At 70.4% G+C, this 21,594-nt stretch carries 24 protein-coding genes and 1 pseudogene; 13 read left to right on the top strand and 12 right to left on the bottom strand.

What is annotated here, in order from left to right; all coding sequences use genetic code 11:
* Window positions 1-68 precede the first annotated feature (68 nt).
* The 4 genes from OG747_RS50565 to OG747_RS50550 form a co-directional block, all read right to left on the bottom strand.
* The gene (locus tag OG747_RS50565; RefSeq protein ID WP_331745104.1) at window positions 69-197 is read right to left on the bottom strand and encodes a hypothetical protein; all 129 of its coding nucleotides are present in this window, start codon (window positions 195-197) and stop codon (window positions 69-71) included.
* A gap of 90 nt (window positions 198-287) precedes the next feature.
* Window positions 288-1,007, bottom strand: coding sequence for a hypothetical protein (locus OG747_RS50560; RefSeq protein ID WP_331743758.1), 720 nt, complete (start codon window positions 1,005-1,007; stop codon window positions 288-290).
* A 605-nt stretch (window positions 1,008-1,612) separates the two neighbouring features.
* The gene (locus tag OG747_RS50555; protein WP_331743761.1) at window positions 1,613-2,320 is read right to left on the bottom strand and encodes a response regulator transcription factor; all 708 of its coding nucleotides are present in this window, start codon (window positions 2,318-2,320) and stop codon (window positions 1,613-1,615) included.
* Entirely contained in the window at window positions 2,317-3,471 is a 1,155-nt protein-coding gene (locus tag OG747_RS50550) for a histidine kinase (RefSeq protein WP_331743765.1), read from the bottom strand. Before OG747_RS50550 ends, OG747_RS50555 begins: the two co-directional genes overlap by 4 nt.
* A gap of 176 nt (window positions 3,472-3,647) precedes the next feature.
* On the opposite strand from OG747_RS50550, the gene OG747_RS50545 reads away from it, so the two are divergent.
* Window positions 3,648-4,370: an ABC transporter ATP-binding protein gene (locus tag OG747_RS50545; protein ID WP_331743768.1), complete on the top strand. Its 723-nt coding sequence runs from the start codon at window positions 3,648-3,650 to the stop codon at window positions 4,368-4,370.
* Complete coding sequence (locus OG747_RS50540) at window positions 4,367-6,703, top strand: ABC transporter permease (protein ID WP_331743771.1); 2,337 nt, start codon at window positions 4,367-4,369, stop codon at window positions 6,701-6,703. The genes OG747_RS50545 and OG747_RS50540 overlap by 4 nt, the downstream gene beginning before the upstream one ends.
* Before the next feature lie 527 nt (window positions 6,704-7,230).
* Here OG747_RS50540 and OG747_RS50535 read toward each other — a convergent pair.
* From OG747_RS50535 to OG747_RS50520, 4 genes are all read right to left on the bottom strand, one after another.
* Window positions 7,231-8,415 (bottom strand): acetylhydrolase, encoded by a 1,185-nt coding sequence (locus tag OG747_RS50535; protein ID WP_331743774.1) that lies wholly within the window; start codon window positions 8,413-8,415, stop codon window positions 7,231-7,233.
* A gap of 75 nt (window positions 8,416-8,490) precedes the next feature.
* Window positions 8,491-8,649, bottom strand: coding sequence for a hypothetical protein (locus OG747_RS50530; protein ID WP_331743777.1), 159 nt, complete (start codon window positions 8,647-8,649; stop codon window positions 8,491-8,493).
* A gap of 234 nt (window positions 8,650-8,883) precedes the next feature.
* Window positions 8,884-9,813 carry a hypothetical protein gene (locus OG747_RS50525; RefSeq protein ID WP_331743780.1) on the bottom strand — a complete coding sequence of 310 codons (930 nt, stop codon included), beginning with the start codon at window positions 9,811-9,813 and terminating at the stop codon, window positions 8,884-8,886.
* A complete protein-coding gene (locus OG747_RS50520; RefSeq protein WP_331743783.1) occupies window positions 9,810-10,166 on the bottom strand; it encodes a PadR family transcriptional regulator in 357 nt (118 codons plus the stop codon). The genes OG747_RS50525 and OG747_RS50520 overlap by 4 nt, the downstream gene beginning before the upstream one ends.
* A gap of 279 nt (window positions 10,167-10,445) precedes the next feature.
* Here OG747_RS50520 and OG747_RS50515 point away from each other — a divergent pair, with 279 nt between their 5' ends.
* The 6 genes from OG747_RS50515 to OG747_RS50490 all read left to right on the top strand — a co-directional run bounded on the left by OG747_RS50515 (window position 10,446) and on the right by OG747_RS50490 (window position 14,420).
* A complete protein-coding gene (locus OG747_RS50515; RefSeq protein WP_405886354.1) occupies window positions 10,446-11,090 on the top strand; it encodes a hypothetical protein in 645 nt (214 codons plus the stop codon).
* 498 nt (window positions 11,091-11,588) lie between these two features.
* The gene (locus OG747_RS50510) at window positions 11,589-12,185 is read left to right on the top strand and encodes a hypothetical protein (RefSeq protein ID WP_331765140.1); all 597 of its coding nucleotides are present in this window, start codon (window positions 11,589-11,591) and stop codon (window positions 12,183-12,185) included.
* Window positions 12,186-12,340: 155 nt separating this feature from the next.
* Window positions 12,341-12,796 (top strand): hypothetical protein, encoded by a 456-nt coding sequence (locus OG747_RS50505; RefSeq protein WP_331743791.1) that lies wholly within the window; start codon window positions 12,341-12,343, stop codon window positions 12,794-12,796.
* A 173-nt stretch (window positions 12,797-12,969) separates the two neighbouring features.
* A complete protein-coding gene (locus OG747_RS50500) occupies window positions 12,970-13,554 on the top strand; it encodes a hypothetical protein (RefSeq protein ID WP_331743794.1) in 585 nt (194 codons plus the stop codon).
* A gap of 49 nt (window positions 13,555-13,603) precedes the next feature.
* Window positions 13,604-13,792 carry a transposase gene (locus OG747_RS50495; RefSeq protein ID WP_405886351.1) on the top strand — a complete coding sequence of 63 codons (189 nt, stop codon included), beginning with the start codon at window positions 13,604-13,606 and terminating at the stop codon, window positions 13,790-13,792.
* Entirely contained in the window at window positions 13,782-14,420 is a 639-nt protein-coding gene (locus OG747_RS50490; protein ID WP_331743797.1) for a hypothetical protein, read from the top strand. Before OG747_RS50495 ends, OG747_RS50490 begins: the two co-directional genes overlap by 11 nt.
* A gap of 92 nt (window positions 14,421-14,512) precedes the next feature.
* Here OG747_RS50490 and OG747_RS50485 read toward each other — a convergent pair whose 3' ends face one another.
* The 4 genes and pseudogenes from OG747_RS50485 to OG747_RS50470 form a co-directional block, all read right to left on the bottom strand.
* Window positions 14,513-15,286 (bottom strand): methyltransferase domain-containing protein, encoded by a 774-nt coding sequence (locus tag OG747_RS50485; protein WP_405886349.1) that lies wholly within the window; start codon window positions 15,284-15,286, stop codon window positions 14,513-14,515.
* Between the two features lie 78 nt (window positions 15,287-15,364).
* Window positions 15,365-15,517 (bottom strand): annotated as a pseudogene (locus tag OG747_RS50480) (AAA family ATPase); the annotation flags it as partial.
* A gap of 1 nt (window position 15,518) precedes the next feature.
* Window positions 15,519-16,019, bottom strand: a complete 501-nt coding sequence (locus tag OG747_RS50475; protein ID WP_331765401.1) for a hypothetical protein — start codon at window positions 16,017-16,019, stop codon at window positions 15,519-15,521.
* A 93-nt stretch (window positions 16,020-16,112) separates the two neighbouring features.
* Window positions 16,113-16,940: an alpha/beta hydrolase gene (locus OG747_RS50470; RefSeq protein ID WP_331743808.1), complete on the bottom strand. Its 828-nt coding sequence runs from the start codon at window positions 16,938-16,940 to the stop codon at window positions 16,113-16,115.
* A gap of 118 nt (window positions 16,941-17,058) precedes the next feature.
* Between OG747_RS50470 and OG747_RS50465 the strand changes: the two genes are divergently transcribed.
* From OG747_RS50465 to OG747_RS50445, 5 genes are all read left to right on the top strand, one after another.
* Window positions 17,059-17,658, top strand: a complete 600-nt coding sequence (locus OG747_RS50465; protein WP_331743811.1) for a TetR/AcrR family transcriptional regulator — start codon at window positions 17,059-17,061, stop codon at window positions 17,656-17,658.
* Between the two features lie 79 nt (window positions 17,659-17,737).
* Complete coding sequence (locus tag OG747_RS50460) at window positions 17,738-18,961, top strand: acyl-CoA dehydrogenase family protein (protein ID WP_331743814.1); 1,224 nt, start codon at window positions 17,738-17,740, stop codon at window positions 18,959-18,961.
* On the top strand, window positions 18,958-19,767 hold the full coding sequence (locus tag OG747_RS50455; RefSeq protein ID WP_331765137.1) for an SDR family NAD(P)-dependent oxidoreductase: 810 nt from the start codon (window positions 18,958-18,960) through the stop codon (window positions 19,765-19,767). Before OG747_RS50460 ends, OG747_RS50455 begins: the two co-directional genes overlap by 4 nt.
* Window positions 19,764-20,522 (top strand): SDR family oxidoreductase, encoded by a 759-nt coding sequence (locus OG747_RS50450; protein ID WP_331743820.1) that lies wholly within the window; start codon window positions 19,764-19,766, stop codon window positions 20,520-20,522. The genes OG747_RS50455 and OG747_RS50450 overlap by 4 nt, the downstream gene beginning before the upstream one ends.
* Entirely contained in the window at window positions 20,522-21,589 is a 1,068-nt protein-coding gene (locus tag OG747_RS50445; protein WP_331765135.1) for a phosphotransferase family protein, read from the top strand. Before OG747_RS50450 ends, OG747_RS50445 begins: the two co-directional genes overlap by 1 nt.
* Window positions 21,590-21,594: the final 5 nt, after the last annotated feature.

The raw sequence follows: 21,594 nt of genomic DNA, 5'->3' as shown, positions 1-21,594 counted from the left end.
CACTCCGGCAAACCGCCCATCGGATGCCAGGTCCGACGAACCGGCTCATCCCGCTAGCTGAGAACGCATCAGCCCTGATCGGGAAGCCGGTCCAGGACCGTCGACAACGAGGTCAGGTCGGGCATTTCGGCGGGTGGGCAGGACAAGTCGACGTCCTCGCGGTGGCGTTGCAGGACACCGCTCAGGGAGGATGACACGCGAACGCGACCCCTGTTCGTGATCAAAGGCTTCGACACCTTTGATCATCGGGGGCCGCGTTCGTCACCTCCAGTTGGTGCTCTCGGGTTTCAGGGGGTGAGGTGTTTGGCGATCCTCAGGAGTTCGGCTTCGTGCAGGTCCTGATCCGTGGTGCTCACGACGAATGTGTAGGTCCCGTTCGTCCATGTCACGGTGTTATTGGAGTCCGCAGTGAGCCGACCGGCCCACCCGTGGATGGACTCCGGAGTGCCTGCGGCACTCACTGTGAGCCGTCCGGCGATTTGCGTGATGCTCAAAGACGCCTTCTCCGGGGCGCGGTGGTAGAAACGGGTCCAGGCGGGGCCTGAGTTCCGGTCACGCATGAAGAAGGGTGACAGCAGGTCATGCTGGCTGGAGTCGCTCCACTTCACGTCAGTTGTCGGCGAATAGCCTGGCGGGAGATATCGCGGGTTGGCCAGCCGCTTCTGGTCGAAGGGGGCAATGGTCCAGCCGTTATCGGGGTCTACCAGCCGTCGTGTCCCTAGCGGTGACTGCAGCGTCGTGGTGATCTGCTCGTCGATCCTGTTGCACTGAGGCCGGAGATCGGTATCGCTTTCCTTCAGTACCAGGGTGACGGAATCGCGGGATTCGCTCGCCACCAGTTCGGGCGGGTCCTGCTGGCATGGGGCCCGGCTGTTCAGGGTGGTGATGGTGCGGCCGTCACCGCTCACCAGTACCTCGCCCAAGAGACCCTCCCCATGCCGGGGGTCCTTCATGATCGATGCAGTGACGGCAATGGCGAGAGCAGCCCCTACGGCAACGGCCAACATGATGCGTAGGGTCCGCTGGTGCCTTTTCGGGTTCACGGTCGTGCTCCAAGGTGGGTGAGCCGGCTTCCTGGCTTCATTCGATGGGTCGTGCAGCCCTCGGGGCGACACCCCCCGCTTCGCATCACAGAGTTCAACGGCTCGTCCACGTCGAGGTAGAGGAGGGGACGGCTCACCAAGGTGCACTGCCTCTCACCAGGCCGTACGGGTTGCGATGAGCGTAGCCTGGCTCACCGCCACGAGACCCTCTGCCTCTCACGTGACCCAGACTGACATCCACGCGTGACATCAATGACGGCGCCCGGAGGCGGATCCCGGTGACCGTCCACAGACTGAGGAAGGCAAGGCTTCGCCCCGAAGTCCAAGAGCCCACCCGGCCCACAAGGGGCGGGACGTCTTGTGCACTCCGCCGCATCACTTGGGGGCCATCGCTGAGCTGTCCCAGGCGTACCAAGGCCGACGGAGACCGACGGCCCGAGTCCGCGCTGGTCAGCAGGCTGTGGCAGGTGCCGGACCGACACACGGAGGGAGGGCGACGGCATCCCCTGGTGGTGATCCTGGTGCTGGCCGCGTGCACGACGCTGGTGGTCGGCGGCGACTCGCGGTACCTACGGTGCGGAAGGGCCCGACGCCCCGGCGTTCGGTTGTACGATCCCGGTCTCGTATGCGAGGACGACCGCCTGGACCCGGGTGCGCAGCTCGAGCTTGGTCAGGAGTCGCGCCACATGCGTCTTCACCGTCGCCTCGCTGAGCGTCAACGAGGCGGCGATCTCGGCGTTGCTCAGGCCACGCGCGACCAGCCCGAGCACCTCGAGCTCTCGCGGCGTGAGAGCGGACAGGTCCCGTCCTCCCGCCGGGGCGCCACTCGCAGCGGTCGGGACCGTACCGGGACGCACCGCGTAGCGATGGACCAGGCGGCGGGTGATCGACGGCGCCAGCAGCGCGTCGCCGGCGCGGACGAGCTGGACCGAGGCGACCAGTTGCTCGGGTGAGACGTCCTTGAGCAGGAACCCGCTGGCCCCGGCGGCCAGGGCCTCGTAGACGTACTCATCCAGGTCGAACGTGGTCAAGATGATGATCCGCACTCCGTCGGGCCCGCCCGGGCCGTCCGCCAGGATGCGGCGAGTGGCCTCGATCCCGTCCACTTCGGGCATGCGGATGTCCATCAGCGCCACGTCCGGCCGGCGCTCGGCGACGGCCGCGACCGCCTCCGCTCCGTCGGCCACCTCCGCCACGACGTCGATTCCCGCCTCCCGCAGGATCAGCCGCAACCCGCGGCGGACCAGCGCCTGATCATCGGCGATGACGACCTTCACGGCGGCAGAACCGCCCGCACCCGCCAGCCGCCTTCCGCGCGCGGCCCCGCATCGAACTCTCCTCCGTACAGCGCCAGCCGCTCCCGCAGCCCGAGCAGCCCCCGGCCCCAGTCGCCACCCGTGCCCGGGCCGTTGTCGCTGACCGTGATCACGAGTTCGTCCCCCCAGTGGATCGTCACGGCGGTGGCCGCGTTCGCAGTATGTCGCAGTACGTTCGTCAAGGCTTCCTGAACCACCCGGTAGGCGGCGAGGTCCGCGCCCGGCGGCAGCGCCCGAGGGGTGCCGCTGACAGCCAGCTCGACCGGAAGCCCCGCGGCGGAAACCCGCGCGATCAGGGCAGGCAGCTCATACAGGCCCGGTTGCGGGTGCAGAGCGGCGCTCTGGCCGTCCCGCTGCGCCGGGCTGAGCAGCCCGAGCAGGTTCCGCAGCTCGGCCATGGCGACCCGGCCGCCGGCCTCCGCGGCCAGCAGCGCCTCCTCGGCCTCGCCTGGGGAGGTGTTCAGCATCTTGCGTGCCGCGCCGGTCTGGATCACCATCACGCTGACGTTGTGCGTCACCACGTCGTGCAACTCGGCCGAGATCCGGGCCCGCTCGGCCTCGATCGCCTGCAGGGTGGCGGTCTCCTGCTCGTCCGCGGCGCGCCGTAGCCGCGCGGCGGAGTCGTTGAGCCGCCGCCGCAGTTCGCGAATACCGAGCCCGGCGATCACCGTGGGCGCGATGGTCAGCACCGCGGTGAGCCGGCCGGGGAACCTGGGCAGGGGGAAGTACGCGGTGGCGGCCAGCGTGACGACGACCACGCCGGCAATGGCCAGGTTCCGGTACTTGCTGTAGGCGATGGCGCTGTAGGCGGCGAACACCGCCGCGCCGAGGGCCACTGGCGGCACCGTCGTCTGCTGTACGGCCATGATGGCGGCGATGATCACCAGCCAGGCGGCGACGGGGAACACCCGCCGCAGCGCGAGCGGCAGCGCGGTCAGCGCCATGAGGCCCAGAACCGGCCCATGGCTGGTGGTCTGCGCTGCTTCGAACACAGCGGCGACGGCCGCACCCACCGCGATCGCTCCGTCCAGCGTGATCCCCCAGCCGGACGGGGCGGTGCGAGGCTCGGCCTGCCGAACTAACGCGAGCAGCGTCTTCAATGAGGCCGCCATGGGAATCATTGTCGCCACTTCCCCACTGCTGGGCATCATCCAGCAGGGGTAGCTTGCTTACATCCACTTGCTTACATCCAAGGGATGACAGCGGGTCCATGGCCAGCCGATTACGGTAGGCGATTCGCCATCGCGAGCGACGCGCGAGGCGGCCCCGGCGACCTACCGTCCTGCGCATGGAGACACTTGTTCACCTGCAGAACGTATCGAAGCAGTACGACGGGGCCGCAACGCCTGCGGTGACAGGAGTCAACCTGGCGATCGCGCAGGGCGAGGCGGTCGCGATCATGGGGCCGTCCGGGAGCGGCAAGTCGACGCTGCTCAACCTGATAGCGGCGATGGACCGGCCGACCACCGGCACGGTGCAGGTCGGCCGGGACCGCGTGGACAAGATGAACGAGACCGCCGCCGCCAAGTACCGGCGGCGCCAGGTCGGCATGATCTTCCAGTTCTTCAACCTGCTCGACGACATGACCGTCATGGACAACATCCTGCTGCCCGCCCAGCTCGCCGAGGGCCGGTCGGACGCCGCGCGGCAGCGGGCCGACCAGCTGCTGGACAGGCTCCGGCTGAGCCACCGCCGCGACGCCTACCCGGCGCGGCTGTCCGGCGGTGAGCGGCAGCGGGTGGCGATCGCCCGGGCCCTGATCAACCGGCCCGCGCTGCTGCTCGCCGACGAGCCGACCGGTGCGGTGGACACCAGGGCCGGCGAGGAGATCGGCGCACTGCTGCTGGATCTGAACTCGACCGGGCAGACGTTGATCCTGGTCACCCACAACCCGGAACTGGCCGCCAGGTACGCGAGCCGGGTGATCTCTGTCGCCGACGGCCGGATCAGGTCGGACTCGGCCAACCCGGCAGGTCCCGCGGGCGCACCGGGCATGAGGGTCCAGCGATGACCGCGGTCCTCCGCGCGGCCCTCAGCGGCCTGCGCGGACGCCGCCTGCAGGCGCTGATCATCGGCGTGGTCATGCTGTCGGCCACCGCGACCTCGACGGTCGCGCTGGGTCTGCTCGTCAACGCCCACGGCGCGTTCGACCACGCGTTCGCGAAACAGAACGGCGCCCACGTCACCGTCACCGTGAACACCTCGGTCGCCGACGCCGACCAGCTGGCCGCGACGTCCCGGCTTTCCGGCGTGACGGCCGCGTCCGGCCCGTTCGGCGAGGTCGAGGTGGACGCGCGGGTCACGGTTCCCGGAGTACCCGGCTCGTCGACGACACCGCTCCGGATCGTCGGCCGGTCCACACCGGACGGCCCGGTGGACGACATCACGCTGCTCGACGGCCACTGGCCGGACGGCGACGGGCAGATCGTGGTCGACCGAGGCAACGGGGTGTTCACCGGGTCGACTCTCACCATCGGCTCGCAGACGCTGACGGTGGTCGGTACCGCGAACTCGATCACGCACACCGCCGCCGGCTGGGTGACGCCGTCCCAGATCGCCTCGCTGCGGAGCGCCGGAGGAACCGGAGGAACCGGGGAGGCCCAGATGCTCTACCGGTTCACCCACGCCGAGTCGAAGTCCGCGGTCGCCGCCGACATCGCCTCGGTGCGGTCGGCACTGCCGAGCGGCGCGGTGCTCGGCAGCGCGTCCTCTCTGGACGTTCGGCAGGCGGAACAGGGTGGGATCCAGCCGTGGGTGCCGTTCATCGTCGCGTTCGGCGTGATCGCGCTGGTGATCTCGGTGCTGATCGTGGTGAACGTGGTGGCCGGTGCGGTGATCGCCGGAACCACCCGGATCGGTGTGCTCAAGGCGATCGGGTTCAGCCCGGTGCAGGTCGTCGCCTCGTACGTGCTGCTGGTGCTGGTTCCCGCGCTGGTCGGCTGCGCCGTCGGGGTCGTGGTCGGGAACCTGCTGGCGATTCCCATGCTCGAGGTGAACGCGCACGTCTACCAGGTGGGGACGCTGAGCGTCCCGCTGTGGGTCGACGTCCTGGTTCCGCCGGCGGCACTCGCGCTGACCGCGGTCGGCGGGGTCCTTCCCGCGCTGCGGGCGGGTCGGATGAGCGCCATCCAGGCGATTGCCACCGGCCGTGCCCCCCGGCCGGTCCACGGCTTCTTCGCGCACCGGGCCGCGGCGCGGCTGCGGTCCCTCCCCCGGTCGATCACGCTCGGCCTGGCCGCGCCGGCCGCCCGGCCTGCCCGGACGGTGACGACCTTGGTGGTCATCGTGTTCGGCGCCGCGGCTGTGACGTTCGGCATCGGGCTGGGGTCGACGCTGAACCGGGTCGGCGACGACTCGCCCTACTCGCGTATGCCGGTGCAGGTGTCGGGCCGCACAGGCGGCCAGGCCCCCTCCCTGAGCGACGCGCAGCAGCGCGCGGTCGAGTCGGTGCTGAAAGCACAGGCCGGAACCAGACACTACATGACCGAGACCGACGCCCAGTTCAGCGTGCCCGGCGCGGCGCAGAAGGCGTCCGCCGTCGCCTACGGCGACACCCCGTCCTTGAGCGGGATTCCGCTGATCTCCGGCCGCTGGTACTCCGCCTCCCCAGGAGCCGCGGAGGTGGACGTGAACACCCTGTTCCTCACCGACACCGGCACCTCGGTCGGGTCGACGTACACGCTGATCTCCGGCCGGCACCGGCTGACGGTCCAGATCGTGGGCGAGGTGTTCAAGACCGGCAGCCAGCCCGACCTGTACCTGAGCCCGGCCACGCTCTCCCGCTTCGACCCGGGCGCGCAGCCGCAGTACTTCGACGTGGCCCTCCAGTCCGGCACCAGCGCGCAGGCGTACACCAACAACGTGTCCGCGGCGCTCGGCCACTCCTACCGGGCCACCTCGTCCCAGGCTTCGACCACGCAGTTCCTCGCCGTACTCACCTTGATCACGATGCTCACGATCCTGATCACCGTGGTCGCCGGCCTCGGCGTGCTGAACACCGTGGCGCTGCAGATCCGCGAGCGAGCTCACGACATCGGCGTGTACAAGGCGATCGGCATGACGCCGCGCCAGACCCTCCTCATGGTGGTGTGCTCGGTCGCCGGCGTCGGCCTGGTCGCCGGAATCGTCGGAGTCCCCGCCGGAGTCTTCCTGCACCATGCCGTGGTGCCGGTGATGGCGCACGCCGCGAACTCCGGGTACCCGCAGTCCCTGCTGTCGGTGTACTCCCCGTGGGAGCTGATCCTGCTGGGACTCGCCGGGTTGGTCATCGCGATCGTCGGCGCGCTCGGCCCGGCCGGCTGGGCGGCGAAGGCCGGAACGGCATCCGCCCTGCGCGCCGAATAGACGGCCGGGGGTCCCACGCCGGTGTGGAAGACCGGGTGCGCACCACCAAGGCGATGGGTCTGGGCAACCTGCCCTCCGCCTCCTGGGAGGTGAACCGCGGCTGGATGCTCGCCGGCGAACCTCGCCGCCGATCTCGACGCATGGCTGCGGCTGCTGGCCCTGCACGACGTCGATGACCTGGCCGACGCCGAGCCGGACACCATGCGGTTCCGCCTCTACCACCTGCCCGCCCGCCCCGCCGACCACGCCCGCCGCCGCTGGCGTGTTCCTCGGCCGGGGCCTGGTCGTCGAGATGGTCCACCGCGACCTCGACACAACGACAAAGTGACGGGCGTGGGACCAGTTCCCGCGCCCACGTGCCGAGGCTGGTGCTGTCGGTGCCTGATCAGCAGAGCCGTTGGGAAGGTATTCCGGACGGGGTCCTGCTCGCCGGGGGCGGCGAGAGGCTCTCACCGCAGTTCTTTGGGACGTCGCCGGCCGGGGCGTGCGGACCGCGGCGCGGGACGTGAGCGCCGCGGCCCATCGCTTCACGGAATGAACTTCACCTCCGGGAAGGCCGCGCTCGGGCCGTCGAGCAGGTGCCCCCGGTGTCGCAGGTGCCGCAGGTGCAGGTCGAAGAAAGCGAGCGGGTACGCCTGCTGGATCCGCACCGCCCGGGCCGGATCGAGGGTACCGATCCAGCCCCGAAGCTCCTCGTCGCTCATCCCGACCACTTTCGCCAGCTGCGGGATCAGCGCCTGGTAGTCGCCGTACGACCGGTGGACCGCTCCGTCGGCCTGGACGTTGAGCCGCCATCCTCGCAGGTGGGACCAGAACTCGGCGACGCTCGGCTCCTGGGCCCGGGTGAACTCGGCGGTCATCATCATGAACGGGCGATCCAGGTCGGTGGTGATCACCGGTTGCATCGGGCCGTCGAGGCTCAGCCCGGCCCGGACGCGCTGGTCCTCACTCATGACGAGGGTGGTCGCCGTCCCGCCTTTCGACCAGCCGAACATGCCGATGCGGTGCAGGTCGAGTGCACCACGCAGGCCGGCCGGTAGCGGCCGGTGTTCGGCGTCGGGGTTGCGCCCGGCGTCGAGGTCCTCGATGCGGTCGAGCACGAACTGGATGTCGGTGGCGTAGATCGCCGGCCAAGTCGCCTGGCTGGGGACGGTGAGCCGGCCGTCGGGGAATTCGCTGAACGCGTCGTAGGTGTGATCCACCGTGACCACCACGTATCCGTGGCTGGCCAGCTCCTGAACCACGATGGTGGTGTCGGCCCGGTGGTCGTGCGCGCCGTGCGAGAACACGACGACGGGCCATCGTCCGCCCGTCCGCCGCACCGGGGCGCCCTCGTGGCCGACCGTGAGTGGGGCCATCACCGCGTCGGGCTCGAACCCCGCGGATGTGAGGAGCGCCCGCAGAGGGGCGGCGGCCATCCAACGCGCCCGCGGATACCGCCCGACCTCCCGGGCCGGATACCAGACGCTGGCCATCACCTCGCGGTAATGCCCCGGGCCGGCCACGGGATCCGGACGTGAGCCATCGACGAGATGCAGCGCCACCGTTCCCACCGGGTACGGTCCGGTGGGAACGGGCAGTGTGAGCTGCGCCGGGGTTCGGGTAGCCGGAGCCGCCGACGCGTGGCTTGCGACGCCGATCGGCACGGCGGCCGCAGCTGCCAGCACGGCTCGGCGCGTCATTCGCCTTCGGCCGATGGCTGTGATGGTCATGGATCCTCCCGGGTCTGGGTTTCTTGGACGGAGCGGGGCGAGCAGCCCGTGCGGCAGGGTGGGGCGTGTGGCATCTCATGGCCCGCGCTGGTGCAGGTGCGGCTGGTTGCGCTTGGCGGCCGGCAGGTACCCGGTGCGGCGGGCGACCGGATAATCGGCGTACTTGCGTTGGGCGTGTGACGCGTCGGAGGTGACCACAGTGCGGATCAGGTCCTGCCGGTACGAGCCGTTCATGATGACGCTGTGACACCAAGGGTCCGCCTGAGGCTGGCCCGGCACGGGAGTTGGCTGGGTGGGGAGGGCAAGTGGCCGCAACCGCAACGGAGTTGTCGGCGCTATCGAACCCTTGACGGAAGCCTTGATGGCGCAGGCCGGTGCCCTTCTCCTCGCCACCGGCCCAGGTTGCGTCGAGAAGACCCGGCACAGGTCCCGGCCCGATCCGGGCCGCCGACCGGGCACCGGACCCCGCTACGCCCCACTCGGCGGAGTTATCTGGGCGCGGCGCCGACGCGCACGGAGGAGGGGCACCGCCCCGCTGAGCAGCACCAGGAGCAGGGCGAACGCACCCGCGGGGGAGAACGGGTGTAGTGGCAGCGTGACCTGCAGCGCACTGGGGAGCACGGCCACCGCCAGGCCCGCGGCGGCCAACCGGTCACGCCTATTGAAGAGCAGGGCGACCGCGAGGACGCCGGCCCAGATCATGTGGGTAGTGCGGGGGCCCAGCGGCGGGTAGTAGATGTTGACGAGCTGCGCCCCCCACATCAGGACGGCCAGGGCGGTGGTGACCGCGACCGCGACACGTTGCGGCCGGGAGGAGCCGAGCAGCTCCCTGGGCGCGGCGACGATGACGGCGCTGGTGAGCAGCGGCATGATCAGCTTCAGCACGGGGCCCGTGTAGTCGCCGTGGAAGTCGAGGTGGGCGAGCAGGAGCAGGGGGAGGTCGGCCAGCCGCAGCACGGTCGCCGGCACGACCAGCGCCCGGACCACATTCCAGCGCCCGGTCCAGACAGCCGCAAGTGCCGCCAGCCAGAGCAGCGGCACGAGGCCCTGGTCGGCGACGACGAGCACACCCGGGAGCGAGGACGAGGGCAGGGTCCGGACGCCGGGGGTCACGAGCCACAACAGGTTCGCCACGCTGCCACCCGTCGCGACGGCGACAGCCAGCGGGGCCGCCAGCGCCAGGACCTGACCGGCAGCCCGGTCGGAGCCAAGTCCGGTGCGCTGCCGCAGGCCGTGCCCGGCGACGTCGAGCGCCTCACGCAGCCGAACGAGCGAGCCGGCGTCCTGCGTGGCCTCAGCGTAGATCGCGGTCAGCTCGGCTCCGTGCTCGGCGCGGTAGGCGGCCGGGTGGAAGCGCAGCGCCCAGCGGAGGGCGCGCGACGGGTGCTGCTCCGTCATGCCAGGGCCCCCTTGGGCCGGGTGACGGGAGCACGGCGGGTGGCCAACCGGCGCTCCGCCTCGGCGACGACGGCGCGCAGCCGCTCCGTCTCGGCGGCCAGCACGGAGCGGCCGGCCTCGGCGAGGGCGTAGACCTTGCGGGCCCGGCCGTCGACGACCTCCTCGCGCTCGACCCGGATCAGGCCCTGCTGGAGCAGCCGGTCCAGCGCGCCGTAGAGGGTGCCGGTGCGCATCCGCACGCGGCCCTGGGAGATCGCGTCGATCTCCTGGATCAGTCCGTAACCATGCCTGGGCTCGTCGGCCAGGGCGGTGAGCAGAAGCAGCGTCGGCTCCTGAAGCGGTCGGTCATTCATGGCGCCTATATATATCGTCGACCGGCATATCCTGTCGAGCGACGCGTCTGCTCTGCCGCTCGGAAGCCCAATTTGCTGCGTCGGGGCGCCCCTCTGCGGTCGGCTTTGCGATCTGGAGGGCCGCCATTTCGAGCCGGAGTCGGCAGCACGCAGTCTCGCCCGGCACGGTCGGTCCCGGCTGGAGCGGCGGCGGGCGGCGGGTGGTCTCTGCATCCGCCGCGGTCGGTGCGACGAGTGCCCGGTGAGGCGGCGCTGCGCGACCAATGCACCGTCGTACCGGTGAACGCCCCGCAGGTCCTTGTACGTGTCGAACCGGTCTTCGCGCCCAACACGATGTTCACTGCACCCGCCGGCTACCGCCTGTGGCTCACGGCTGGCCCGGAAGACTGGGACTACCGGAACGGGGAGCCCTGGACCTGGGAGCATGCCGCAGGCGTCTACGCATGGGACCTCGCCAGCCCGTACTGGGATGAGCACGGTCAGGGCTTCTGGTCGGAGCGCACGGCACGAGTTCCCGCCCGGGGCTGCGCCGTCACCACCCGCGCCCGCTCCTCCTTCACCCGGCCCGCGTTCAGGGTGGCCCGCTGCCGGGTCGTACTGCTGCACTGCCCGGGGGAGTGCACCCGCAGTTCCCAGTTGCTGAACGCCATATTCCACGCCTGCCCCAGGCCGGAAGGCGCCCGCGAGGAGCGAGTGCCGGTCCGATGGACACGGGCGCAGGAGATGACCCCACCGCCAATCGGCCGCATCAGCTTCGGAGCCGACGTACGTCCCATGACCGTGCACGTCACCGCCGTGGACGGCATGCGCCACGAGGTGGCCCGGCTCGCACTGACCGGATCCGGCTGGACGGCCGAGCGCGTGCGAGCCGCCGGCGAAGCACTCCGCGCGCACCTTGCAGACGCCGCTGTCACTACCCACTGACCCCCGCACCGGATCAACAGCAGCAGCAAGACCAACGGCAGCAGCAAGAGCAGCCGCCCGGCCCGGCGGGGTCCTGGCAGCGCCGGTCGCCGCCCGGTGCCCGGCAGCGATGCCCGAGCCCAAGAGGCCCGTGAAGTCCGGTGAAACGGGGGCTGTTGAGAGGCGGCGCGGATGCGCCGCACGGTGTCCCAGGACCACCGCGTGGCGCCCTTTTTACGCGCTTTACCCGATTTATTCCGCTTGGTCAAGTCACGACTCCTCGGAACGTGACCGTGCGGTGCCCGTGGGGCCTACTTGAAGTGCGGGCCTCACCGGAAAGGAAATCCGGAAAAGAAATGAGGCAGGACGGTGGGACGGAAATCCTCGTAGAGGGTTCTCTCTTTCACCGAAACCGCGAGTTGTCCCGGTGTGGCGGTCCCGGTAAAAACGGTCCGCCGGCCGTCGTCCCGAATTCCCGGGGCAGGTAGAAGAGCCCCCTGTATCGGTAGGAGAAAACCCATGACCCGTATTTTTCACACCCACAGTGACGTCCGTCCCAAGCGCCGGGGTTTCCGCCTCGCGACACTCGCCGCCTCGGCCGCGGTGATCACCGGGGGCATCGTTCTTCCGGCGTCCGCCGCGATGGCCGCCCCGATGCCCGCCGCGCATGTTGTGAGCTTCGTCCACGGCGGCGGCGCCGGCGGTGACGGAGGCGCCGGAGGCGGTGGCCTCATCGGCGGCGGCGGGGGCTCCGGGGGCTCCGGTGGCGGCAGCGTCCTGGGCACCGGCGGTGACGGAGGCAATGGAGGCAGGGGCGGCAACGGCATCCTGTCCGGCGGCGGGGGCGGCGGCGGTGGTGGTGGCGGCGACGGTGTCGTCGGCGGCGACGGAGGCAGGGGCGGCAACGGCGGCACCGGCCTGTTCGGCGGCAGCGGCGGCGGCGGTGGCACCGGCGGCGACGGCATCCTCAAGGGCGGCAACGGAGGCAGGGGCGGCAACGGCGGCTTCGGTGTCTTCCAGGGCGGCGACGGCGGCAAGGGCGGTGCGGGCGGGTTCGGTGTCCTCTTCGGCGGCCTGGGCGGCGGCGGTGGTGCCGGCGGCGGCAGCATCTTCTGACCGTTCCGACCCGGGGGGCGGAGGCCCGCGCGGCCTTCGCCCCCCACCCCCCCAAACCCCCACCCCCAAACCCTCATTGACCAGCGCGCGGAGCCGGACGGCCGGCGCAGCGCCCGCAGGACCACAACCTTGCTCAGGGAAAACGGAGAATCCCCATGTCCAGAACTCGCTGGCAGCGTCCGCTCGTCCTGGCGGTGGCCTCGGTGGCCCTCGCCACCGGCACCGCGTGCGCCGCCCAGGCGGCGCCGGGTGTCACCACAGGCACCAGCCAGATGGCCCCGGCCGACTCGTCCCACTGCGGCCACGGAGGGGAAGGCGGGAAGGGCGGGGAAGGCGGCAAGGGCGGTGCGCCCGGTCAGCCGGGAGAGCCCGGCAAGCCCGGCCGGCTCGGCTGCTTCACGTTCGGTGACCTGCCCGACAAGCCCAGGCCGGACCTCACGGGCGTGGACAAGATACGGATCGTGCTGACCGTGGAGTTCGGGCAGGCGAAGAAGGCCGACGTCGCCAAGAAGTACAAGATCTCGGAGAAGGAGATCGACACCTGGGACAAGCAGTTCCGCGACGGGGACTGGGCCGCGCTGATGGGTTTGAATTCCCTCTTCGGCTCCTGAGGAGCCTCCTCGGACGCCCCGGCCCGGCGCAGGCCGGGGCGTTCCTGTCAAGCCCCGGATTCTCGGGCCGTGACGGCGGGACCCTTGACCGGGTTTACGGGACCCTTGACCGGGTTTATTCGATACAGCGGAAACTGCGGTACGGAAAATAATTCTTTGGAAAGAGGAATGTCATGCGTATGCGTTCTTGGAAGGTCCGTCTCGGTCTCACGGTCTCGACCGCCCTGACCGCCGGTGTCGCGGCCGGCGTGCTGGCGCCGGCCGCGATGGCGGCGCCGGTGCCGCAAGACCATACGACCGCGGTGGCCGCCGCCCGACAGCTTCCCGTCGGCAGCGCCCAGCCGGGCGGCGGCGGCCGGTTCGGCAGCGGGTCGTTCGGCACCGTCAACGTCAAGGTGGGCGACGGCAGCGTGCGGATCGGCGACCGGGTGTGTGCGGGCAACTGCAACGGGACCGTCAACGGGAGCAGCGGCAGCAAGGGCGGGATCTGCGCCGGGCTGTGCAACGGCAGCGCCAACGGCGGCACCGGCACGACCGGCGCGCCGGGCCGCGAGGGCGGCATCGGCGGCAAGGGCGGGATCTGCGCAGGGATCTGCGGCGGCAGTGCCAACGGCGGCACCGGCGGGACGGGCGGGGCCGCGGTGGGCACCGGCGACGGCGGCCGCGGCGGCAACGGCGGCATCGGCGGGATCTGCCTCGGTCTGGGCTGTGAGAGCGGCGGCATGGGCGGCCGCGGCGGCGCCGGCGGCGCCGGCTGACGGCTGCCGGCGCAGGGTGCTCGGGCAGGATGAGGAGCCGACGGCCGGGGTGATCGACTCGCGGTCGGTCAAGGCGGATGCTGTCGTCGGCGCCGACAGCCGCGGGTTCGGCGGCTGGAAGCTGATCAACGGGTGCAAGCGGCACATCGTGGTCGACACTCTCGGCCTGCTGCTGGGCGTAATGGTCACCAGTCGCGCTGATCCGGCCGAAGCCCGGCCTGGACCCGGTGGCCGGTGAGCCGGCCGAAGCGGTCGCCGTCGCCCAGGCCGCGGTGGACGCTCCGGACGGGATCGGCACCATCACCTCGTACGCCACCGAGGTGGCGCTCCCGGCGACCGGCACCTGGAAGAACCCCGGCATCGGCAGCACGCGGGCCGACCTTGTCCTGATCGCCCCGGAGGCCGGGGTGCCGCTGCTGTTCATCGAGGCCGACAACTGCACCGAGGACGCCACAATCATCGCCGCGATCATCGCCGGGAAGTTCGACAACTACCTGCGCTTCTGCCAGCGGAAGGTGAAGGACACCGACGGCCACGAGAAGCCGATGTGGCGCACCCGTTGGGCTGCGCCCGAGACCCGCTACGGGGACGCTCCGCACCCGCCCGTGAGCGTTTGGATGACGGGGGAGCACAAGGGGCGGCCACCAGGTCGGCGATGCTTGCGGCGGGAGGCAGTCGGCTCGGACATGGTGCTGCCGGCGTCGTCTTCGGTGCAGCATTCGCACGCTCTCGCCGGGGCCGTGGCAGCCATCGTCGAAATGCGACTGCATCACCTCAGCTGGCTGGGGCGACGGTTCCGCGGCCCCACCGAGGCGACTCCGGCCGGCCCCACTTCGGGGATGGTTGGTGAAGATCAGGCGTCGTGAGGTGGGCCCGGGAGGCGGCTGTAGTGGGGACCACCGGCCTGCCGGGTCTGCAACGTGGACCGGCGCGGCGCCGCACCGGTCCACGGCTGTTGTCAGCGGGAGCAGATCACGCTGACGAGGGTGATGGAAGCGAAGAAGGGGCCTTCGGAGAGCGAGGCGAACCACTGGCGGCCGCGTGCTTCATCGATGTGACCCTCCTGGATGGCTTGTTGCATGTTGCGGCCCAGTCCCAGGGTGTGGTCCGCGTCCTGGAAGTCGAGGAAGACCGGGGTCGTGGCGGTTACCGTCTCGATGGTGAAGCCTGCCTGCTCGGCGTGACGGGCGAGGCTGCGGCCGATGGTGGCGTGACGGACCACTTCTGATGTGGTGTAGCGCGTGAAGGCACGGCTTGTGTCAAGGTCCTCCCCATCAACGATCAGGGTGTCCCAGTCCGGCTCGGCAAGACCGATTCGCGCCCCCGGCCGGGTGGCCTGGTGGAGTTGTGCCAGCACATCGGTGGGCTCGGCAACGTGCATGAGGACACGGTCGATCTTGGCCCGGTCCACTGTGCCGGGCTCGACGGGGAGGGCATGGGCGTCTCCTTCGCGGATATCCACCGTTGGCATGCCGCTCGTGCGTCGGCGGGCCTCGGCGAGCATCGCCGGGTCGCGGTCCACGCCGATCACGGTGCCGTTCACGCCGACGCGTTCCGCCAGCGAGGGCAGGTCAGTGCCAGGGCCGCATCCCAGATCCAGCGCGGTCTGCCCTGAGTGGATGTCCAGCAGTTCCAGTAACTCCTGTTTGTAGCTGCGGCCGGCGGCGCTGGCGGCAGTTCGCAGCATGTAGGCAGCCTGGTTGGGGCGGGATGTGCCGAGAGTCGATGACATGCGGGAGAGTGAAACACTCCGGTTGGCCGCGCCGCCACTCGATGAAGGACACCTCCCAGAAACCGGAGGCGGTGCCCTTCAACTTGCACTCTGTTTCGTTCCGCTGCTCCTGATCGCCCTGGTGCGGGCGAGGCGGCAGGACTCGGTGCCGGTCCGGATCAGGTTGCCGCCGAAGGCGAGCCGGTCCACGATCGCCGCGCAGAGCCGCGGGTCGGTGAAGGTCTTGGTCCAGTCATCTGGGGCGGGCACTTGTTCCCTCACAAGAGCTGCCGCTGCCACCTGGCCCTATCCCGCTCCCGAGGTCCTCGTTGATTCCCGCGGTGGTACTCCGGTTTTCCAGGTGCCACCTTGACCGTTCCGCCGCCAAGGCCTCTTGTCCCGGCTGCGGCCGCGACCGTGTCCTGCAGCAGGACATGGGCCGGTGCATCACCTGCTCGCGCGTCTGCGAACAGTGCGGCCACCCCATCCGGTCACCGCAGAACGGTCTGTGCCGCGACTGCCGACGCAAGGCCGGCCAACGGGCTGCCCAGCAGTCGTGTTCGCACTGCGGCAAGCCGGGTTGTCTGCGGAAGGACACCGGTTGGTGCGGCCATTGCTCCCGTCCCCGGCAGAGCAAGCAGCCGCCGCGGATCTGCCGCGAGTGCGGGCAACTGCGACGGCATGCCGGGCTGGAGCACAGGTAGCCGACGGCCTGGGCGGTGAGGGTGTCCCAGTCGCGGTAGAGGCGGCGCATCTGCGGATCGGTGAACATGGCGCGCAGTGAGTTGGCGCCCGGTGCGAAGTGCGGACACAGGGCGTAGGCATGCCACCGGTGTGGCGGATGCGCTCAGGTGTGGTCGTCGACCGAGGCCAGGAAGTCGCGGATCAGTGTGGTCAGGGCGGTGGGCTGTTCGAGGGTGCTGCTGTGTCCCGACCCCTGTACCACCTCCAGGCGGGCCCCGGAAATGGCGGCCGCGATGCGCTCCGCCTTTGCGCGCGGTGTGGCGACGTCGTCGGCGCCGACAGCGACCAGGGTGGGTACCGAGACGCGGCCGAGCTCATCGTGGACGGGGGGCCGGTCGGCGACGCCGAACACGGCCTTGCGTATGCCTGCTCGGTCGCAGCGCCGCAGGCGTCGTACCCACTCGTCGATGATGGTCTCGCTCGTCGGGGAGGCGAGGAAGGCGGGGCCGAACATCATGGTCTTCACCTTCCCCAGGACCGGGCGGACCCCGGTCAGCCGGTAGACGTTGGCCAGGAGCCGGTACTCGCCGAGCTTGGCGGGGTCCTCGTCGTCCGCGCTCGTGTCGAGCAGCGTGAGCGAGCGGAGCAGGTCGCCGTGGCGGGCCGCGATGCGCTGGCCGACGAAGCCGCCCATGGAGAGGCCCACATAGTGGACGGGCCCGAGGTCGAGCCGTCCGATCAGGGCGACGGCGTCGGCGGTGAGGGTGTCCATGTCGTAGCCGGAGTGCGTAGCCGGTGTGTCGCCCTGGCCCCGCCAGTCCAGGGTCACGCACCGGTAGTGCCGGCGGAGCGCCTCGACCTGCGGATGGAACATCCAGCCGCTGAAGAGCAGTCCGTGGCCGAAGACGACGGCAGGTGCGTCGGGCTTTCCGGGGGGTGTCCCGGTGTCGGTGTAGGAGATCGATGCTCCGTTGACGTCGACAGTGGGCACGTGCAACTCCTTCACGCTCGGAGGCGGCTCCGCCTGCGGGTGGCAGCAGAGCATAGGCTCCTGCTGAGTAGTGCTCAACAGTCTTGTCGAGCATCGCTCAACAAGTTAGGGTCGCGCCATGACCGCCAAGTCCGCACCGACCCGCGTGCGACTGAAGCCCGAGGAACGCCGGACACAGCTGATCAACATCGGCCTGCGCCTGCTGGTGACCCGTCCCATCCATGAGATGCCGATCGACGAGGTGGCCGCCGAGGCGGGGATCTCCCGTGGCCTGCTCTTCCATTACTTCCCGACCAAGCGGGACTACTACGTCGAAGTCGTGCGGGCAGCCGGACGCCGGCTGCTGCTGCACGCCAAGGCCCCGGAGGAGGGCACCGCGACGGAGCGGATGCGGGGGATCGTCGACGGCTTCGTGTCGTTCGTGCAGCGCCGGAAGAACAATTACGTGGCGCTCGTGCGGGCCGGCGCGGGCGGCGACGAGCTGGTCCTGGAGGTCTTCGAGGACATCCGTCACACGCTGGTCGACCGTGTCCTGGAGGCGGCGGGCGTGAACGACCCGACGCCGCTGCTGCGGCTGGCGGTGCGTGGCTGGCTGGCCATGGCCGAGGAGATGGCCGTCGACGCCACCGACGAGGTGGTCACCACGGCCGACCTGGTCGAGCTGCTCGTGGGCAGCCTGGAGCGGGTCATGGAGCAGTTCGCCGCCACGGATCACTGAGCGTCTGCCGGCCGTTGCCCGACAGGCGTCCGTCGTCTGCCTCAATTACTGAGCATTGCTCGATAAGGATGGGAAGCACATGGACTTTGCCCACTCGCCCCGGGCGCGCGAGTACGTCGAACGCGTCGGCGTCTTCCTGGAATCGGAGATCCTGCCGCGCGAGCGGGAGTACCTCGCCGCGCTCCACGCCCAGGAGGACCGCTGGGCGGCCGTCCCGCCGGTGATCGGCGAACTGAAGGCGAAGGCGCGGGCCGCGGGCCTGTGGAACCTGTTCCTGCCCGACACCACACACGGCGCCGGCCTGACCAACGTCGAGTACGCGCCGCTCGCCGAACTCATGGGTCGCTCACTCATCGCCCCCGAGATCTTCAACTGCAACGCCCCCGACACCGGCAACGCCGAGGTCCTCCTCCACTACGGCAGCGACGAACAGCGCCGCCGCTGGATGGAGCCGCTGCTGCGCGGCGAGATCCGCTCGGCGTTCTGCATGACCGAGCCCGAGGTGGCCTCCTCAGACGCCGCGAACATGGCCGCCACCGCCGTCGTCGACGGGGATGCGGTCGTTGTCAACGGACGAAAGTGGTGGAGCACCGGGATCGGGCATCCCGACTGCCGGTTCGTGATCTTCATGGGACTGACCGATCCGGAGGCGCCCCGCCACGCCCGCCACTCCATGGTGCTGGTCCCCCTCGACACCCCCGGCGTGCGCATCGAGCGGATGCTCCCTGTGTACGGCTACCTCGACGAGCCCTACGGCCACGGCGAGGTCTCCTTCACCGACGTCCGGCTACCGCTCGACGCGGTCATCGCCGGGCCCGGCCGCGGCTTCGACATCGCGCAGGGCCGGCTCGGCCCCGGCCGCATCCACCACTGCATGCGGCTGATCGGGCTCGCCGAGCACGCCCTCGAACTGGCCTGCCGGCGCGCGCTGTCCCGTACCGCCTTCGGCAAGCCGATCGCCAACCTGGGCGGCAACCGCGAGCGCATCGCGAAGGCCCGTATCGCGATCAACCAGGCCAGACTTCAGGTCCTGCACGCCGCATGGCTGTTGGACACCCTCGGAGCCGCAGCCGCGATCAGCGAGTTGTCGCAGGTGAAGGCGGCCGTGCCGACGATGGCCTGTGAGGTGATCGACATGGCGATCCAGCTTCACGGCGGCGCCGGCCTGTCCGACGACTTCCCGCTCGCCGCCGCCATGGCCGCCGCCCGCTCCCTGCGCCTTGCCGACGGCCCCGACGAGGTGCACCTCGGCGTCGTGGCCCGCGCCGAACTCGGCCGCCACCGCACCCGGGAGACGGCATGAGCAAGCGCATCCTGATCACCGGCGGTGCCTCCGGCCTCGGCCGGGCTCTGGTCGAGCGGTACGCCGCTGCCGGGCACCGCGTCCTGATCGCGGACCTGCACGAGCCGGACGAACTCCCGGACGGCGACGTCTCCTTCCTCCGGCTGGACGTGCGCGTGCTGGGCGACTGGCAGCGGGCCCGCCAGTGGTGCGAGACCACGTGGGGCGGCCTCGACCTGCTGGTGAACAACGCCGGAGTCGCAGCGGCCGGGCGGATCGAACGCCTCCAGCCCGACGACTGGGACTGGATCCTCGACATCAACCTCAAGGGCACCGTCAACGGCTGCCGCGCCTTCGTCCCGCTCTTCAAACAACAGGGCAGCGGCCACGTCGTCAACATCGCCTCCCTGGCGGGGCTGTTGAACCTGCCCGGCATGGCCTCGTACAACGTCTCCAAGGCCGCCGTCATCTCCCTCTCCCAGACCCTGCGCCAGGAGCTCGCCCCCTACGGCATCCGCACCACGGTGGTCTGCCCGGGCTTCGTCCGCACCAACCTCGGTGCGGGACTGCGCAGTCCGGACCCTGTGCTCGCCGAGCTCGCCGACCGCATGATCCAGGGCGGCAAGCTGACCGCAGATCAGGTCGCCGAACAGGTCGTCGACGGGGTTGCCGGGGGACGTTTCCTGGTCCTCACCCATCCGGAAGGCCGACGCGCGGTTCGCCTCAAGCGCGTGCTTCCCTCCCTGGTGGACGCGCAGATCGCCAAGGTCTGGAGGCGTACCGCCGCCAAACTCGACGCACAGGACCGACAGGAGGCGACGACATGACCGTCCGGCAGAACATCCTGATCACCGGGGCAAGTTCGGGCCTCGGCGAGGGCATGGCCCGCGCGTTCGCCGCCCGCGGCCGTGATCTGGCCCTGTGCGCCCGCCGCACCGAACGCCTGTATCAGCTGCGCGAGGAACTCCTCGCCGCCCGCCCCGGCATCACGGTGACCGTGCGCGAGCTCGACGTGAACGACCACGACCAGGTCTTCGAGGTCTTCCACGCCTTCCGCGCCGACCTGGGGCACCTGGACCGGGTGATCGTCAACGCGGGCCTCGGCAAGGGACAGCCGATCGGCACCGGCCGCTTCGACGCCAACCTCGCCACCGCGCAGACCAACTTCACCGCTGCGCTCGCCCAGTGCGAGGCGGCGATGGAGATCTTCCGCACCCAGCGGACGGGCCACCTCGTGGTCGTCTCGTCCATGAGCGCCATGCGTGGCCTGCCGCGCAACCTCACCACGTACGCGGCCACCAAGGCCGGTGTGTCCGCGCTCGCCGAGGGCATCCGCGCCGAGATGACCGCGACCCGCACCCCGATCGCCGTCACCACGATCCACCCCGGTTACATCGCCACCGACCTCAGCACGGGGGCGGCGAAGACGCCTCTGATGACCTCCGCCGAGAAGGGAGTACGGGCCATGGTGAAGGCCATCGAACGAGAGGGCGCCGACGCGAAAGTCCCGGCCTGGCCCTGGGTCCCCGTGGGCTTCCTCATGCGCCACCTGCCCCTGCGACTCGTGACCAAGGCGAGCTGATGAACGACAAGAACCAGAGCGCGGTCCGCACCGAGGACGCCTTCGACGTCGAGCGCGTGCACACCTGGCTGACGGAACACACGGACGGGCTCCCCGACGGCCTGCCCGAGGTCACCCAGTTCACGGGCGGCGCGTCGAACCTGACGTACCTGCTGCACTACCCGGACACCGGCCGGGAGCTGATCCTGCGCCGCCCGCCGGCCGGTAAGAAGGCGTCCTCCGCCCACGACATGGGCCGCGAGTACCGCGTTCAGCAGGCCCTGAAGCCCGCCTTCCCGTACGTCCCCACCGTCCGCGCCCTGTGCCAGGACCCGTCCGTCATCGGCGGCGACTTCTACGTCATGGACAAGGTGCCCGGACTCATCCTCCGCGGCCGCCTCCCCGACGGCATGACCCTGCCCCCGGCCAAGGCCCGGGCCCTGTCGGAAGCCTTCGTCGACACCCTCACCGACCTGCACCGGGTCGACCCGGCCGCCGCGGGACTCGCCGACCTGGGCAAGGGCACCGGCTACGTCCGCCGGCAGGTGGAGGGCTGGACCCGCCGCTACGCACAGGCCCGCACCTGGAACACGCCCAGCTTCCGCCGCGTGACGACCTGGCTGGCCGACCACCAGCCCGAGGACGCGGCCACCCGCGTCATCCACAACGACTGGCGCCTGGACAACTTCGTCCTCGACGAGAGGGACCTGCACGTCACCGGTGTCCTGGACTGGGAAATGGCCACACTCGGCGACCCGCTGATGGATCTCGGCAGCGCCCTCGCGTATTGGGTGCAGGCCGACGACGACCGCATGACCCGCGCCGCCCGGCGCCAGCCCAGCCACCTCCCCGGAATGCTCACCCGCGCCGAGATCGTCGAACGGTACTGCGACCGGATGGGCCTGCCCGCCGACAACTGGCCCTTCTACGAGGTCTTCGGCCTGTTCCGGCTCGCCGTGATCGCCCAGCAGATCTACTACCGCTACCACCACAGGCAGACGAGCAACCCGGCCTTCCGCCACCTCTGGCTCGCCGTCAACTACCTTGACCACCGCTGCCGTTCGACCCTCCGCCGCACCGGACGCTGACAGGG

It is taken from the genome of Streptomyces sp. NBC_01384, assembly GCF_045040035.1.
Lineage (GTDB): Bacteria > Actinomycetota > Actinomycetes > Streptomycetales > Streptomycetaceae > Streptomyces.
This window is presented reverse-complemented; position numbering and strand designations above follow the sequence as displayed.

Coding starts and splice junctions, on each gene's coding strand:
- OG747_RS50560 (WP_331743758.1), bottom strand. CDS start 1,007: ATGTTGGCCGTTGCCGTAGGGGCTGCTCTCGCCATTGCCGTCACTGCA.
- OG747_RS50550 (WP_331743765.1), bottom strand. CDS start 3,471: ATGGCGGCCTCATTGAAGACGCTGCTCGCGTTAGTTCGGCAGGCCGAG.
- OG747_RS50545 (WP_331743768.1), top strand. CDS start 3,648: ATGGAGACACTTGTTCACCTGCAGAACGTATCGAAGCAGTACGACGGG.
- OG747_RS50540 (WP_331743771.1), top strand. CDS start 4,367: ATGACCGCGGTCCTCCGCGCGGCCCTCAGCGGCCTGCGCGGACGCCGC.
- OG747_RS50535 (WP_331743774.1), bottom strand. CDS start 8,415: ATGACCATCACAGCCATCGGCCGAAGGCGAATGACGCGCCGAGCCGTG.
- OG747_RS50530 (WP_331743777.1), bottom strand. CDS start 8,649: ATGAACGGCTCGTACCGGCAGGACCTGATCCGCACTGTGGTCACCTCC.
- OG747_RS50525 (WP_331743780.1), bottom strand. CDS start 9,813: ATGACGGAGCAGCACCCGTCGCGCGCCCTCCGCTGGGCGCTGCGCTTC.
- OG747_RS50520 (WP_331743783.1), bottom strand. CDS start 10,166: ATGAATGACCGACCGCTTCAGGAGCCGACGCTGCTTCTGCTCACCGCC.
- OG747_RS50510 (WP_331765140.1), top strand. CDS start 11,589: ATGACCCGTATTTTTCACACCCACAGTGACGTCCGTCCCAAGCGCCGG.
- OG747_RS50505 (WP_331743791.1), top strand. CDS start 12,341: ATGTCCAGAACTCGCTGGCAGCGTCCGCTCGTCCTGGCGGTGGCCTCG.
- OG747_RS50500 (WP_331743794.1), top strand. CDS start 12,970: ATGCGTATGCGTTCTTGGAAGGTCCGTCTCGGTCTCACGGTCTCGACC.
- OG747_RS50485 (WP_405886349.1), bottom strand. CDS start 15,286: ATGTCATCGACTCTCGGCACATCCCGCCCCAACCAGGCTGCCTACATG.
- OG747_RS50475 (WP_331765401.1), bottom strand. CDS start 16,019: ATGCGCCGCCTCTACCGCGACTGGGACACCCTCACCGCCCAGGCCGTC.
- OG747_RS50465 (WP_331743811.1), top strand. CDS start 17,059: ATGACCGCCAAGTCCGCACCGACCCGCGTGCGACTGAAGCCCGAGGAA.
- OG747_RS50460 (WP_331743814.1), top strand. CDS start 17,738: ATGGACTTTGCCCACTCGCCCCGGGCGCGCGAGTACGTCGAACGCGTC.
- OG747_RS50455 (WP_331765137.1), top strand. CDS start 18,958: ATGAGCAAGCGCATCCTGATCACCGGCGGTGCCTCCGGCCTCGGCCGG.
- OG747_RS50450 (WP_331743820.1), top strand. CDS start 19,764: ATGACCGTCCGGCAGAACATCCTGATCACCGGGGCAAGTTCGGGCCTC.
- OG747_RS50445 (WP_331765135.1), top strand. CDS start 20,522: ATGAACGACAAGAACCAGAGCGCGGTCCGCACCGAGGACGCCTTCGAC.